The organism is Collinsella sp. AF16-8 (assembly GCF_003462695.1).
Taxonomy (GTDB): Bacteria; Actinomycetota; Coriobacteriia; order Coriobacteriales; family Coriobacteriaceae; genus Collinsella.
Genome location: NZ_QRXX01000008.1, coordinates 20,306 through 34,959, shown reverse-complemented (window position 1 = coordinate 34,959; position 14,654 = coordinate 20,306). Strand labels below are relative to the sequence as shown.

Here is a 14,654-nt window from a genome sequence, read left to right as displayed (position 1 = left end):
CTGTACCACAACCCCCAGCACTCCCCCACCTGCCATTTGGGGACGGGGTAGAAATGGCAGAAATACCAAAAAGGGGGTTGTCCGGTTGTGGACAACCCCCTTACTAGAAAACGGTATTTGTTTTCTATTAGGCCTCGGTGGCGAGTACGCGACCCGTCATCTCGGCGGAAGGCTCAATGCCAGCCATGGTGAGCATGGTCGGAGCGATATCGGAAAGACGGCCGTCCTCGATACCGGTGAGCTGCGCCTTCTCATCAACGATGATGAACGGCACACGGTTGGTGGTGTGAGCCGTAAACGGATGCTTGGAACCGTCGGAAGCAACGTCAAACATGTGATCGGCGTTGCCGTGATCGGCGGTAATCAGCGCAAAGCCGCCCTTGGCGAGAATCGCCGGGACAACCTTGGACAGGGCATCGTCAACAGCCTCGACGGCCTTAACGGCAGCGTCGAAGACACCGGTGTGACCAACCATGTCGCAATTTGCGAAGTTCACGATGTAGAAATCAGCGCGATCCTCGTTGATAGCGGCAACAAGCTTCTCGGTAACCTCGGGAGCGCTCATCTCGGGCTGCAGATCGTAGGTAGCGACCTTGGGGGAAGCGACGAGCACGCGCTCCTCGCCCTCCTTGGGCTCCTCGATGCCGCCGTTGAGGAAGAACGTCACGTGGGCGTACTTCTCGGTCTCGGCGGTGTGCAGCTGCTTCAGGCCATTGGCGGCGATAACGTCGGCCAGGACGTTCTCGGGGAACGTCTTGGGGAAGGCGACCTCGACGTCAAACGTCGGATCGTACTCGGTCATCGTCACGAAGTGCGAGAGCTTAATCTGCTCGCGCTCAAAGCCATCGAACTCCTTGTCCGTGAACACGCGGGTCATCTGACGAGCGCGGTCGGGACGGAAGTTGAAGAAGATGGCCGCGTCGCCCTCGTGGATGCCCTCGTTGTGGGCCGCGAAAGGCTCGACGAACTCGTCGCCGCGCGGATCCTTCTCGTAGTAGGCCTTGATACCGGCAACGGGGTCGGTATCGGCATCGGACGCGTTAACCATGACGTCGTAGGCGCGCTGGATGCGCTCCCAACGGTTGTCGCGGTCCATGGCCCAATAGCGGCCCGAAACGGTGGCAACGCGAGCGTCGCAACCGGTCTCCTCGGAGATCTTAGCCAGGAAGGCGCAGAACTCGCTCATGTAGCCGGCACCGGACTGCGGGTCAACGTCGCGGCCATCCATGAAGGCGTGGACGCGAACGGTCTTGACGCCATGCTGGGCAGCCATCTTGACCAGAGCCTCGACGTGGTTCATGTGAGAATGAACACCGCCAGGGCTCATAAGGCCCATGAGGTGGAGAGTCTTGCCGTCAGCCTTGACGTCGTCCATAGCCTTGACGAAGACCTCGTTCTTGGCGATGGAGCCGTCCTTGATGGCATTGTTGATGCGCGAAAGCTCCTGGAACACGATGCGGCCGGCACCGATGTTGAGGTGGCCTACCTCGGAGTTGCCCATCTGACCGTCGGGAAGGCCCACGTCCTCGCCCGAAGCACCGAGCGTGGTGTGAGGATACTTCTCGTACAGGCTATCAAGGAAGGGCGTCTTGGCAGCGGCGACGGCGTTCTCGCCATCGGCCGGAGCAAGGCCGCAGCCATCCATGATGATCAGGAGTGCAGGAAGATGACGCTGTGCCATATGTCCTACTCGCCTGCCTTGACGACCATAGAGGCGAAGTCGGCAGCCTTGAGCGAAGCGCCGCCCACGAGGGCGCCGTCAACGTCGGGCTTGGCGACGAGCTCGGCAATGTTGCCGGGCTTAGCGGAACCACCGTACAGGACGCGGATACCGTCGGCGAGCTCCTCGCCAAACATCTCCTTGAGGGTCTCACGGATAGCGCCGCAGACCTCCTGGGCGTCCTCAGCGGTAGCGGTCTTTCCGGTGCCGATGGCCCAGATGGGCTCGTAGGCGACGACGACCTGCTTGGGGCAGGTGATCTCAAGACCAGCAAGGCCAGCCTTGACCTGGTTCACGACGTGCTCGACATAGGTGCCAGCCTCGCGGACCTCGAGGGACTCGCCGCAGCAGAAGACGGGAACAAGACCGGCGGCAACGAGGGCCTTGGCCTTCTTGTTCTGGTCCTCGTCGGTCTCGTGGAAGTAGTCGCGACGCTCGGAGTGGCCGATGATGCAGTAGGTGCAGCCAGCGGACTTGAGCATGTCGCAAGAGGACTCACCGGTGAAGGCACCCTTGGCCTCCCAGTACACGTTCTGTGCACCGAGGGCGATGGGGGCAGCCTGAATGCGGTCATGAACCGTGGTGATGTCAATGGTCGGAGGGCAGACGAGCACCTCGACGCCAGCCGGAACCTCGGGCAGAGCCTGAGCCAGCTCGTCGGCGAGCTTGGCGGCCTCAGCGACGTCGTTGTTCATCTTCCAGTTACCAGCGATAAGAAGGGTGCGATTAGGCATCGAGAAGCGCCTCCACTCCGGGCAGGGCCTTACCCTCGACGAGCTCCATGGAAGCGCCACCACCGGTGGAGATCCAGCTCATCTTGTCGGCCAGGTTGAACTTGTTGACAGCCGCGACAGAGTCGCCACCGCCGATGATCGAGGTGCAGTCGGCCTCGGCGACGGCCTCGGCGATAGCCTGGGTGCCGTGAGCGAAGTTGTCGAACTCGAAGACACCCATGGGGCCGTTCCAGAACACGGTCTTGGCACCCTTGACGGCCTCGGCGTAAAGTTCCTCGGTCTTGGGGCCGATGTCCATGCCCTCACGATCGTCGGGGATAGCGTCGGAAGCGACAACCTCGGGGACAGCGTCCTCGCCAAAGTGATCGGCAACGCGGTTGTCGATGGGGAGCAGGATCTTGACGCCCTTCTCCTCGGCCTTCTTGAGCATCTCGCCAGCGCGCTCGACCCAGTCCTCTTCCTTGAGGGACTGACCGACGGTCAGGCCCTGAGCCAGGAAGAAGGTGTAGGCCATGCCGCCACCGATGATCAGGGTATCAGCGGAGTCGATGAGGTGATCGAGAACGCCGATCTTGGAGGAAACCTTGGAACCGCCGACGATAGCGACGAAGGGGCGCTCGGGCTCGGCGAAGATGCCGGTCAGCGTGTCGACCTCCTTCTCGAGCAGGAAGCCGGCGACGGCAGGCAGGTAAGCGGCGGGACCCACGACGGAACCCTGGGCGCGGTGAGCGGTACCGAAAGCATCGAGAACGAAGACGTCACCATAGGAAGCGAGCTTCTTGGCGATCTCGGGATCGTTCTTCTTCTCACGTTTGTCAAAACGGACGTTCTCGAGAACGAGGACCTTGCCCGGCTCGACGGCGGCAACAGCCTCAGCAGCCTTCTCGCCGTAGGTGTCGGCGACAAAGGCAACATCGAGACCAGAGAGCTCAGCGAGCTTCTTGGCGACAGGCTCAAGGGAGAGCTCGGGCTGGAAGCCGGTGCCATCGGGACGGCCGAGGTGGCTCATGAGGATGACGCGAGCGTTGTGCTCAACGAGGTAGTTGATGGTGGGCAGGGCAGCCTTGATGCGGGTGGTGTCGCCAACGACGCCATCCTTGATAGGCACGTTGAAGTCAACGCGGACGAGAACGCGCTTGCCGTCGACATCGATGTCGCGGACGGTCTTCTTGGTAAAGGCCATGTTTGCTTCTACCTTTCGTACGTGTCTGCCTCCCATTACGGCAGACGATTTCCTATAAAAAGGGCGCGACCCTAGGGTGTAAGCCCTATGAGGCCGCGCCCTTCTTTAGACGCTCAACGAGCTATTCGCTAAAAGCTAAATTAAGCAACGAACTTCTCGAAGTACTTGATGGTGCGGACCATCTGAGAGGTGTAGGAGTTCTCGTTGTCGTACCAAGAGGTGACCTGAACGAGGGTCTGGCCGTTGCCGAGGTCAGAGCACATGGTCTGAGTGGCGTCGAAGATGGAGCCGTGGGTCTCGCCGATGATGTCGGTGGAGACGATATCGTCCTCGTTGTAACCGAAGGTCTCGGAGATGGTGGAAGCGTAGGCCTTCATAGCGGCGTTGACCTCGTCGACGGTGACCTTCTTGTCAACGACAGCGTAGAGGTTGGTGATGGAGCCGGTCGGCGTCGGGACGCGCTGGGCGGCACCGATGAGCTTACCGTTGAGCTCGGGGAGAACCAGGCCGATAGCCTTGGCAGCACCGGTGGTGTTGGGGACGATGTTGACGGCGCAGGCGCGGCTACGACGCTTGTTGCCCTTGCGCTGCGGGCCGTCGAGCGGCATCTGGTCGCCGGTCCAGGCGTGAATGGTGGTCATGATGCCGGACACGATGGGAGCGAAGTCGTTCAGACCCTTGGCCATCGGGGCGAGGCAGTTGGTGGTGCAGGAAGCAGCGGAGATGATGTTGTCCTCAGCGGTCAGCGTCTCGTGGTTGACGTTGTACACGATGGTGGGCAGATCGCTGCCGGCCGGAGCGGAGATGACGACCTTCTTGGCGCCAGCGTTGATGTGGGCCTGAGCCTTAGCCTTGCTGGTGTAGAAGCCGGTGCACTCGAGAACGACGTCGACGTCGAGGTCGCCCCAAGGCAGGTTGTTGGCGTCGGCCTCCTTGTAGATCTTGATCTCCTTGCCGTCAACGGTGATGGAATCCTCGCCAGCAACGACCTCGTGATCGCGAGCGTAGTTGCCCTGCGTGGAGTCGTACTTCAGCAGGTAAGCGAGCATATCGGGAGAGGTGAGGTCGTTGATAGCGACGATCTCGGAGCCCTCATGACCGAACATCTGACGGAAAGCCAGACGACCGATGCGACCGAAGCCGTTAATAGCAACCTTTACTGCCATTGTGTCTCCTTTCGTAAGGCCCCCGCAAGCTACAGCGCCCGCCGTTGAGGCCCACAAACTAACCACTCGCCTAATATACCTTTTTTTTGACTTGAATTTCACGAGAATAGTCGAAATTGAAAATCAAATTTACGTTAAAACGTTTTAAAGAATAAAATAGCAGCTAAATCCGTATATAAGTCGATACTTTAAACTACCGGTTTGCTTCAATGAGCTTTTCAAGCCTCAAAACTCGATGGTAGAGGGCCGACTTCGACAAGGGAGGGTCAGCCATCTCCCCTAAATCACGCAGCGACAGATCGGGATAGCGCTCGCGCAGGTCGCAAAAGACCGCCAAGGCATCCGGAAGCGCATCGCGAAGGCCGCGCTGCTCGAGCTCATCGATAAGCGCAAGCTGATGCTGGGCAGCACCGGCGCTTCTGGTCTGGTTGGCGAGCTCGGCGTTCACGCGACGGTTCACATCGTTCTTAACCAACTTGACCGCGCGCGCCTCCTCAATCTCGGCAACGCTGCGCTTGGCACCAATCAGCTTTAATAGATGCTCGATTTCCTCGGCGCTCTTAATGTACACGGCATATGACCCCCGCCGCGCGTTAACGCGCGCATGGACCCCAATCTGCTCCAATAGATCGCAAAGTCCCCGGGCATACTGCTCGCCCTGCACCGCGATCTCCAAATGAAAATCGCCGCGTGGATCGGCCACGAAGCCGCCCGCGATGAGCGCGCCGCGGATGTAGGCAAGCCTGCAGCAGGGACGGGCAACGATGTGTCGGGGAACACCAGCAACGAGCCCTCCCCTGCGGTCTAGAATGCCCAGCAGCACCAGAGCCTTGTCCAGGTCGGGTTGATCGGGCAGGGTAATGAGATAGTTACGGACCTTATGCAAGACCGATTTACGAACGGTGAATTCCGTTTTGAGCTTAAGGATGCGATGCGTCAGCGTGATCATCGTGCGCGCGACGGCTCCCGTCTCGGTCGCGACCGTCAAACGATACCGCCCGGAGCCGGCCAACGAAAGCGTACCGCTCACACGCGTCAGGGCGGCAAGCGTCGACAAATCGCAGTATTCACATTCGGGTTCGCAGCGCGCAAGCTCGTCGCGCACCTCAGCGGTAAACGACATGCAGGCCTATGCCTTCGTGTTGGCGCGCGACAGGTCGCGGTGGGAGATGCTCACGTGATACTGGGCGCCTTCCAGGTAACGGGCCGTGGCCTCGGCAATGGCGACGCTACGGTGCTGTCCGCCCGTGCAGCCGATGGCGATAGAAAGCTGCGGCTTACCCTCCGCGATATAGCCCGGCATCACCGTATCGAGCAGCTGCGTCCAGGCCTTCCAGAACTCCTGGGTCTTGGGATGGTCCAGAACAAAGTCGGAGACTTTCTTATCGAGACCGGTCATGGTACGCATCTCGGGATCGTAGAACGGATTGGGCAGGAAGCGAACGTCGATCATAATGTCCGCCTCGACGGGCATACCGTGCTTAAAGCCAAACGAGAACACGTGAACGTCCATGAGCTGCTGGTCGGACAACTCGGAGAACGCCATGCGCAATTTGTTGCGCAGGGCAGAGGTGCGCAGGCGGCTCGTGTCGATAATCATATCGGCTCGATCGCGCACGCCCTGCAGCTGAAGGCGCTCGCGCTGAATGGCATCGGCCGTAGTCTCCCCCGGCTTGGCAATGGGATGACGGCGGCGATTTTCGCTGTAGCGACGAATCAGCACCTCGTCAGAAGCCTCCAGGAACACGATGTCGCAGCTCATCTCGCGCTCTTCGAGCGCGGCGACCGCATCGAGCAACTCGTCAAACAGTCCCTGGCTACGCAAATCGCAGGTGACGGCGAGATGCCTGCCCACGCCCGTATTGATGCCGACGAGCTCGGCAAGCTGGGCGATCAGACGCGGAGGTAGGTTATCAATGCAAAAATAGCCCATGTCCTCGAACACGTGCATGGCCTGTGTGCGGCCCGATCCGGACATTCCGGTGATGATGACGATATCGGGGATGCGCTCCGAGCGCTCCGCCGCATCCATGGCATCTCCCTTTTGCATGTGCTGCCTCCCAAAAACAAGCGCGGGACCCAGCAACCCGGATCCCGCGCGGTCAATTGCCTATATTGAGTATACCGCCCCGAGCGGATACGAGACCTGTCTTACGCCTCAAGCGCAGCCTTGAACCAACTCGTAATACTCGTGGGGTGCGTGATGGCGGTGCCGACGACAACGGCCCAGGCGCCAGCATCGATCGCAGCGCGAGCCTCCTCGGGCGTGTGCACGCGGCCCTCGCAGATGATGGGAAGACCGGGGAATTCCTCGGTCGCCTGACGCAGGAGTGGCAGGTCGGGGCCATCGGCCATGGTGCAGTCGATGGCGGCGACGCCGTGAGAAAGCGTGGTGGATACCAGGTCAAAGCCCATATCAACCGCACGGCGAATGTCCTCGATGGTGGCACAATCCGCCATCAGGAGCACACCCTCCTCGTGCAGCGGGCGGAAGGTATCCTCGACGGTCTTGCCATCGGGACGCGGACGATCAGTGGCGTCGATCGCCACGATATCGGCACCGGCAGCAACGCAGGCGCGAGCGTGACGCAGCGTCGGCGTGATGTAAACGCCCTCGTGTCCATCCTTCCACAGGCCGATGACGGGAACCTCACAGCGACCCTTAATAGCGGCAATGTCGGCAAGGCCCTGACAGCGAATGGCGGCGGCGCCGCCAAGCTCGCAAGCGCGAGACATTTGAGCCATGGTCTCGGGCGTACGAAGCGGCTCGCCCATATACGCCTGAACGCTCACGACGAGCTTGCCCTTCAGGGATTGAATCAAAGGATCAACGGTCATGTGCGACTCAACCTTTCTCAAAACAGCCTTCTGAGACACCGCACCTTGACGTTCAAACCGTCGCTCGCGTACCGAAGTACGCTTCGCTCCTCTTTCACGTCAATCTGCGGCACCTCAGAAGGCGCACTTGGTAGTTATGTTTACTTCAACGACGCAAGAAGGTGTTCGGCGGCACCGATGAGCGGAGCATCGCCCTCCAGAGACCCGATGAGAATCGGCGTGTCCTGGAGCGGATCGAGCGCCTGGCTGGCATAGCCCTCGTGCACCGAATCCTTCCACGTCTGCGAACGCCAATCGGGACCCTGATGAATTACGCCGCCCGAAAGCACGATGACCTCTGGATCCAGAATATTGGCAAGCGAGCCCAAGCTGGCGCCCAGCGCAAAGCCGGCGTCATGGATGACCTCGGTCGCCTTTGCGTCGCCAGCACGGCACAGGTCGTTCACGTCGCGACCGACCGAAGGACGGCTGGGGTCGACGCGGCCAAAGCGCTCATCGTACATACGGCCAATCGAGGTGCCCGAGGCTATCGACTCAAGATGACCAGAACGCCCGCAGGCGCAGGGAATGCCGGCGGCAGCCGAGCACTCGATGTGGCCCATATGGCCGGCAGCACCGTGGAAGCCTTGCATCACGCGGCCGTTCTCGACATATGCGCCGCCGATGCCCGTACCGATGCCCAGACACAAAACGGAGAACTTGCCCTTGCCGACGCCCCAGTGGGCCTCGCCCAGAGCATGAGCCTGCACGTCGCCTACAACGGCAACGGGAAGACCGAGATCCTCGCGCAGACGCGGCCCCAACTGAACGCCGGACCAGCCGGGCATGATCTCATTGGCATACGCGATGGCGCCCGTCTTGGGATCGACGACGCCCGCGGCACCGATACCGACGCCAAGGACCTCGACATCGGGATTCGCCTCGAGAGCAGCCTTGATGGATGCCTCGATACGCTGGAAGACGGCCTCGCCGCCCTCTTGGGCCTCTGTGGGAACCTCGGCCTCAAAAACGGGATGGGGCACACCACCGTCAGCCGGGTACTCCATGATGGCAGTCGCGATCTTAGTTCCGCCGATATCGACAGAGCAGACGTACTTGTTCTCCATGTCGCTCTCCTTCGGAGATAAAAACAACTACAGGAAATGCGCCGTCAGGCTAGCCGTCACAGCGCAGTAAAGGTTATCCAGGTGCCCGAGATCGCCGAGAAACCGTGTGGCCATTGACCTAACGGGTCATGGCCACACGGTTGAACGGCGAGGCCGGGTGCCTGGGAAAGCTTTACAGGAGACCGTTGTCCTGGAGGACCTTCTTAATAGCCTCGACGTTCTCGCCAGTCATGGCCTTCACCGGGCGCGGCATGGTCGGGCTGTCGAAGATGCCCATGAGGTTCATAGCGGTCTTGAAGGCGCCGACGCCACCGGCATAGCCCTGGACGCCCGAGGTGACATCCCAGATGTGGGAGATCTCGTTGAGGCGATCCTGCTCGGCCTTGACGGTAGCCCAGTCACCGGCCTGAGCGGCCTTCCACTGGCGCACGTAGCCCTCGGGCTCAACGTTGGCAAGGCCCGGGACAGAACCGTCGGCGCCACCGAGGTAAGCGCCGTCGACGACAACCTCGTGACCGGTGAGGATACTCATCGGATGACCGTTCTTCTCGTTCTCCTGAACGAGGTAGCGGAACGAGATGTCATCACCCGAGGAATCCTTGACGCCAGCAAGGACGCCCTCGGCGCCGAGCTTGGCAAGGAGCTTCCAGGGGAGCTTGGTGTGAACGCAAACGGGAATGTCATAGGCAAAGATGGGCAGGTCAAGCTCCTCGTGCAGGATGCGGAAGTGCTCCTCGACCTCGGTCATGCCCTGCAGGGCATAGAACGGGCAGGTGGCGACGAGGGCATCGGCGCCCAGCTCCTGAGCGACCTTGCCGTGCTCAATCATGCGCTCGGTCTCGGTATCGATGATGCCGACCAGAACAGGCACGCGGTGGTCGACGATGCGGACGGCCTCGGCGATGATCTGGCGACGACGCTCGTCGGTGGAGAAAACGACCTCACCCGAAGAGCCCAAGAAGAACAGGCCATCGACGCCGGCATCGATCATGCGGTTGATGCTGCGCTCAAAGGAGGCAACATCGAGCTGATGATCTTCGGTATCGGGAACAACGACGGGAGGGATAACGCCGGTGAATTTCTGAGTTGCCACAAGAATCTCCTTAGTTGTCTGGCGGGCGGCCCTATGCCACCCACTCTTGTTGGCAGTGTCCAGGCCGTCTAGGCCAAAGAACACGAGTAGAACGTTTGGTTAAAAAAGTCTACGACTTCGTTTTCGAACGCATTGATGCGCTCGTGAGCGTATTTTGCATAGATGATATGCCTCCGGTCACACTCAAGACCGTTGAATACGGCAAACTGATCCTTGGGATCGCTCACGGTATCCATAAGCGATGTGCCCATGAGCACCGATCCGCGCACCCGAGACGACAGCACCTCGAGACCGCCAGGAAGCGGATTGGCAACCGCCGTGCGGGCGAGGCCCCGCTCGTCCAGAGCAGAAACCGCCAGCGCGACTCCGCCGCCAAGACCCTCGCCCCATGCAAAGATGCGTTCGGGGTCCATGCCATCAAGATTGCGCGCGACCTCCGCCAACGCGCAGCCCCAACGGACGCGCCTGACAAAAGCGGGCGAGGTAATCCCCTGCCGCAGATCGCTGGGTCCAATCGCCTCATCGTCCAGCGCAAGCACGGCATATCCCATGGCCGCAAACCTCGTCATGTGATGCCATCCCCGCACGGGTCGGTCGATGTCGTGAAACATCAGACATAGCGGCACAAGCTCGGATGCTCGGGCGCGACCGGCAGGCTCGATCAAACGTGCGTGGACCACATCGCCACCAAGCTCAAAGGAAACCTCGGAGTAGCGGGCATACGGATTGGCGAAATCGATCGCCGTAATGGCCAGGCCTTGAATCTCAAGATCCATAGCACATGTCTCCAAATCAGAAACATCTGCCTGAACATCACCGTGCCAGTCCCGATATTCAGAGAGCCTTGACGAAACCGTTCCGGGAATCCCCACAAGGTCGGGGACAATCAGCTCGCCGACATTGCTCTCGCACTTAGACATGAGCCTTCCCTCCCTTGCAGAAAAACGGAATGATCAGATCGTCAAAATCCTGAATCTCCTCGTGGCCAAAGCCTTCAAAGAACTCATGACGCTTTTCACAGGTCAGGTTGTTATAGACCGCAAACTGCGTCGCTGGCGGACAGACGGTATCGGCTGTGCCGGTGCCAAACAGCACGGGGCATTTGACCATAGGGGCAAAGTTCTTGGAATCGAAGTACGCCAGCTTGGCATAGGCTTCGTCGATACGAGTCGAGTCCTCGTCAAACCAGCGAGACCAATAGCGCAGGCCCTCGTAGGCAATGTCGTCGGCATCCAAATCCCAGACCAGGCGGAAATCCGACAGGAAGGGATAGAGGATGGCGGCGCGATTGATAAGCTCGCTGTTAAGTGCACAGGTCGCAATGCCCAAACCGCCACCCTGCGACGCGCCGTTCACAAACACACGGGCAAGATCGATGCCCTCGAGCTCGCAAACGATGCGGCACAGGATGCGAATATCTTGGTGCAAGCGGACATAGTAGAGGTTGGCCGGATCACCGTCGATACCGGCGACGATATGGCCCGCGACCGTTGTGCCCTCAAATCCACCAATGTCCTCGGAGGGACCTCCTTGGCCGGGGCAGTCGAGGGCGATGAGTGCCATGCCCATGCCCGCAAACGACGCCTGCTCAAACCAGCTGCGGCTTGCACCCGGATACCCATGGAACTGAAGTACCAATGGCACGGGCTCGTCCGAGACGGGTTTAAGGTACTTGGCATGCAGGCGAGCGCCACACATGCCGGTATACCAGAGGTCGAAAAGCTGGCAGGTCACGGCATCGGTGACCGATGCCGCCTCGATCGCATAGTCGAGCTCGACGGCATCGGCCTCGGCCATGCGGTCATTCCAAAAGAGATCGAAATCTGATGGACGGGGCATGGCGCCTCGATATTCACCAAATTGATGTTGTAGCTCCTGAGCACTTGGCATGGCTCGTGAACCCAACCTTTCGAAATCGCAACGGAGGTGCGCCCGGCAAGGGAACCGGGCGCACGGGAGGGAAAGCGAGGCTACTCGCCGAGCTTGGGATGCAGCAGCGACGGCGCAGCGCCGAGCAGCATCTTGGTGTAGGGGTCCTGGGGGTGCTGGAAGACCTGCTTGGCCTCGCCCTGCTCGACGATCTTGCCGCCATTCATAACGATGATGTCGTCAGAGATATAGCGGACCGTCTGGATGTCATGGCTGATGAACACCATGGCCAGGCCGAGCTCCTTCTTAAGGTCGGTCAGCAGGTTCAGAATCTGCGCGCGGACCGAAACGTCCAGAGCCGAGGTGGGCTCGTCGGCAATGATGGCATCGGGGTTCAGCGACAGGGCACGGGCAATTGCGACGCGCTGGCGCTGGCCGCCCGAAAGCTGGCCGGGAAGAACCTCGGCGGCGGAGCTGGGCAGACCGGTGAGCTCCAAGAGCTCCTTGACGCGCTTCTCCTGCTCGGCCTCAGTACCCAGGTTGTGGACGCGCATGGGATCGAGCAGTTGCTCGCGAACGACCATGCGGGGGTTGAGTGCCGTGGCCGGGTTCTGGAACACGACCGAGATGACGCGACCCATGTGGCGACGGTCCTCGGCGGTACGTTTGGTAACGTCCTTGCCCTTAAAGTAGACCTTGCCGCTCGTGGGGGCCTGCAGGCCGCACATGACGTTGGCGGTGGTGGACTTACCGCAACCGGACTCGCCGACGATGCCGATCGTCTGACCGGGCATGAGCCTAATCGTTACACCCTGGACGGCGTGAACCAGGTTAGGGTGCAGAATCGAGCCGGTACGGGTCCTAAAGGTGACGTGGACGTCATCAAGGAAGATGATCGGCTCGACGCCGTTGACTGCGGTCTCGCTCATCTACATCACCTCCGCGTGAGGGGTCAAACCATTTGCCTTGAGCACCTCGTCGGGGAGCTCGGAATAGAAGTGCTCGGTGCCGGGCACGCGCTTGAAGACCGGACGGGTGTCCAGGCCAATACGCGGATGGCTCGAGCGGGGCGCGAAGCGATCGCCCTTGGGGAAATCGCGCGGGCTCGGAACGGCGCCGGGCACCTGGTGCAGGCGGCCCGAACCGCTCTCGATGGACAGGACGGAACCCAGAAGACCGCGGGTGTACTCGTGGATCGGGTTGGTGAGCAGCTCCTTGGTGGGCGCCTGCTCGATAACCTGACCGGCGTACATCACCGTGATGTTATGGGCGACCTCGGCGACCAGCGCCAGGTCATGCGAGACGAAGATCATGGCAAAGCCGAGCTTGGCCTGAAGATCGTTGAGCAGCTTGATGACCTGCTTCTGGACGGTAACGTCCAGGGCGGTCGTGGGCTCGTCGCAGATGACCAGCTTGGGGTCGCGGGTAAGGGCCATAGCAATCAGAACGCGCTGACGCTGACCACCGGAAAGCTCGTGCGGATAGCTCTCGAGCGTACGCTTGGGATCGAGGCCCACGAGCTCCAGGAGCTCCTCGGCGCTACGGGTGCCGCCGCGCTTGGTGAGCTGCTTCATCTGGGCAGAGATGAGCATGGAGGGGTTGAGCGAGGACAGGGCGTCCTGATAGACCATGGCGATATCGGTACCGCGCAGGCCGAACCACTCCTTCTTGCTCATCTTGAGCAGGTCACGGCCCTCCCAGAGGACCTCGCCGGAAAGATGTTCGTCATCGTCGGTCAGGCCCATGATGGCCAGCGTGGTGATGGACTTACCGCAACCGGACTCGCCCACCAGGCCCATAGTCTGGCCAGGACGGACGTCAAAGTTGACATGGTCGACGACGTTGATATCGCCGTGGTGCTCAAACTGGATGCAGAAGTCACGGACCGAAAGGATCGGTTCGACAGACTCGTCGGGCACATGGCGATCGTCACGCTTGAGCTCGACATCGCGCAGGGCTCCAAGGCGAGCGGAGAGGGACTGGGCCTGCTCCTTGTAGGCGCGAACGGGGTCGGAGACCAGCAGGTCGGCCTCGCGGCGCTTGGAGGAATCGGTCGGATCCAGGGCGGCGGAGGGAGCAGCGGCCATGGCGTCGGTAATGCCCTCGGAGAGGATGTTGAGCGCCAGGCAGGTGATCATGATGGCCAGGCCCGGGAACAGCGCCTGCCACCAACGGCCGGCGAGCACGCCGCCGCGGGCGTCGGCTAGGATGTTGCCCCAGGTAGCGGTGGGCTCCTGGATACCAGCGCCGATGAAGGTCAGCGAAGCCTCGAAGATGATGGCGTCGGCGACCAGGGTAACGGTGAAGACCATGATCGGGGCGATGCAGTTACGCAGAACATGCTTGATCAAAATCCACGGAGCCTTGGCGCCGGAAACGATGACCGCGCGGACATAGTCCTCGCCGTACTCGGACACGATGTTGGCGCGCACGATACGGGCAATCTGCGGAGTGTACATAAAGCCGATGGCGAAGATGATCGACGGCACGGAGTTGCCCAGGATGGAGACGAAGACGGCCGCGAGGGCGATGCCCGGGATGGACATGATGATGTCCAAGATACGCATGATCGTCTCGGAGACGGCCTTGCGCGAAACCGCTGCAAGGGCGCCCACGACCGAGCCGCAGACCAGAGCCATGGCAGTGGCGCCAAAGCCGATAATCAGCGAGTAACGACCACCGTAGAGCATACGCGACAGAATATCGCGACCCTTATCGTCGGTACCGAAGATAAATCCGTTGCCGGGAGCCTGGCGAGCCGTAAAGATCTCGACCGGGCTATAGGGGGCAAGAAGGGGCGCCAGAATCGCAGTCAGGGCGACCAGCGCCAGCACGACGGCGGCAATCTTAGAAGACAGCGTCATCTTCTTCCAGCCACCGAGCTTGAGCCCCTTGGAGGCAGCCTTCTCGAGCTGCTCGGTTTGCTTCTCTCGAATCTTTACCAT

The 14,654-nt window shown here is 60.7% G+C and carries 13 protein-coding genes; all 13 read right to left on the bottom strand.

The window, feature by feature from the left end; translation table 11 throughout:
* Nucleotides 1-127 precede the first annotated feature (127 nt).
* Nucleotides 128-1,681 carry a 2,3-bisphosphoglycerate-independent phosphoglycerate mutase gene (gpmI, locus tag DWW73_RS07795; RefSeq protein ID WP_117635933.1) on the bottom strand — a complete coding sequence of 518 codons (1,554 nt, stop codon included), beginning with the start codon at nt 1,679-1,681 and terminating at the stop codon, nt 128-130.
* A gap of 5 nt (nt 1,682-1,686) precedes the next feature.
* Nucleotides 1,687-2,454, bottom strand: coding sequence for a triose-phosphate isomerase (gene tpiA, locus DWW73_RS07790; RefSeq protein ID WP_089572945.1), 768 nt, complete (start codon nt 2,452-2,454; stop codon nt 1,687-1,689).
* Nucleotides 2,447-3,637 carry a phosphoglycerate kinase gene (gene pgk / locus DWW73_RS07785; RefSeq protein WP_117564871.1) on the bottom strand — a complete coding sequence of 397 codons (1,191 nt, stop codon included), beginning with the start codon at nt 3,635-3,637 and terminating at the stop codon, nt 2,447-2,449. The genes tpiA and pgk overlap by 8 nt, the downstream gene beginning before the upstream one ends.
* 140 nt (nt 3,638-3,777) lie before the next feature.
* Nucleotides 3,778-4,803, bottom strand: a complete 1,026-nt coding sequence (gap, locus tag DWW73_RS07780) for a type I glyceraldehyde-3-phosphate dehydrogenase (protein ID WP_099431436.1) — start codon at nt 4,801-4,803, stop codon at nt 3,778-3,780.
* Nucleotides 4,804-4,996: 193 nt separating this feature from the next.
* On the bottom strand, nt 4,997-5,926 hold the full coding sequence (whiA, locus tag DWW73_RS07775) for a DNA-binding protein WhiA (RefSeq protein ID WP_117779243.1): 930 nt from the start codon (nt 5,924-5,926) through the stop codon (nt 4,997-4,999).
* 6 nt (nt 5,927-5,932) lie between these two features.
* Entirely contained in the window at nt 5,933-6,853 is a 921-nt protein-coding gene (rapZ, locus tag DWW73_RS07770) for an RNase adapter RapZ (RefSeq protein WP_022094878.1), read from the bottom strand.
* 101 nt (nt 6,854-6,954) lie between these two features.
* A complete protein-coding gene (locus tag DWW73_RS07765) occupies nt 6,955-7,641 on the bottom strand; it encodes an N-acetylmannosamine-6-phosphate 2-epimerase (protein ID WP_022094877.1) in 687 nt (228 codons plus the stop codon).
* 140 nt (nt 7,642-7,781) lie between these two features.
* A complete protein-coding gene (locus DWW73_RS07760) occupies nt 7,782-8,747 on the bottom strand; it encodes an ROK family protein (protein WP_117779242.1) in 966 nt (321 codons plus the stop codon).
* Nucleotides 8,748-8,919: 172 nt separating this feature from the next.
* Nucleotides 8,920-9,840 (bottom strand): dihydrodipicolinate synthase family protein, encoded by a 921-nt coding sequence (locus DWW73_RS07755; RefSeq protein WP_035138887.1) that lies wholly within the window; start codon nt 9,838-9,840, stop codon nt 8,920-8,922.
* Nucleotides 9,841-9,908: 68 nt separating this feature from the next.
* Nucleotides 9,909-10,760, bottom strand: coding sequence for an acetylxylan esterase (locus tag DWW73_RS07750; protein ID WP_117640779.1), 852 nt, complete (start codon nt 10,758-10,760; stop codon nt 9,909-9,911).
* Entirely contained in the window at nt 10,753-11,730 is a 978-nt protein-coding gene (locus DWW73_RS07745) for an acetylxylan esterase (RefSeq protein ID WP_117779241.1), read from the bottom strand. The genes DWW73_RS07750 and DWW73_RS07745 overlap by 8 nt, the downstream gene beginning before the upstream one ends.
* Before the next feature lie 80 nt (nt 11,731-11,810).
* On the bottom strand, nt 11,811-12,638 hold the full coding sequence (locus DWW73_RS07740) for an ABC transporter ATP-binding protein (RefSeq protein WP_089573612.1): 828 nt from the start codon (nt 12,636-12,638) through the stop codon (nt 11,811-11,813).
* Nucleotides 12,639-14,654 carry a dipeptide/oligopeptide/nickel ABC transporter permease/ATP-binding protein gene (locus tag DWW73_RS07735; RefSeq protein ID WP_117735806.1) on the bottom strand — a complete coding sequence of 672 codons (2,016 nt, stop codon included), beginning with the start codon at nt 14,652-14,654 and terminating at the stop codon, nt 12,639-12,641.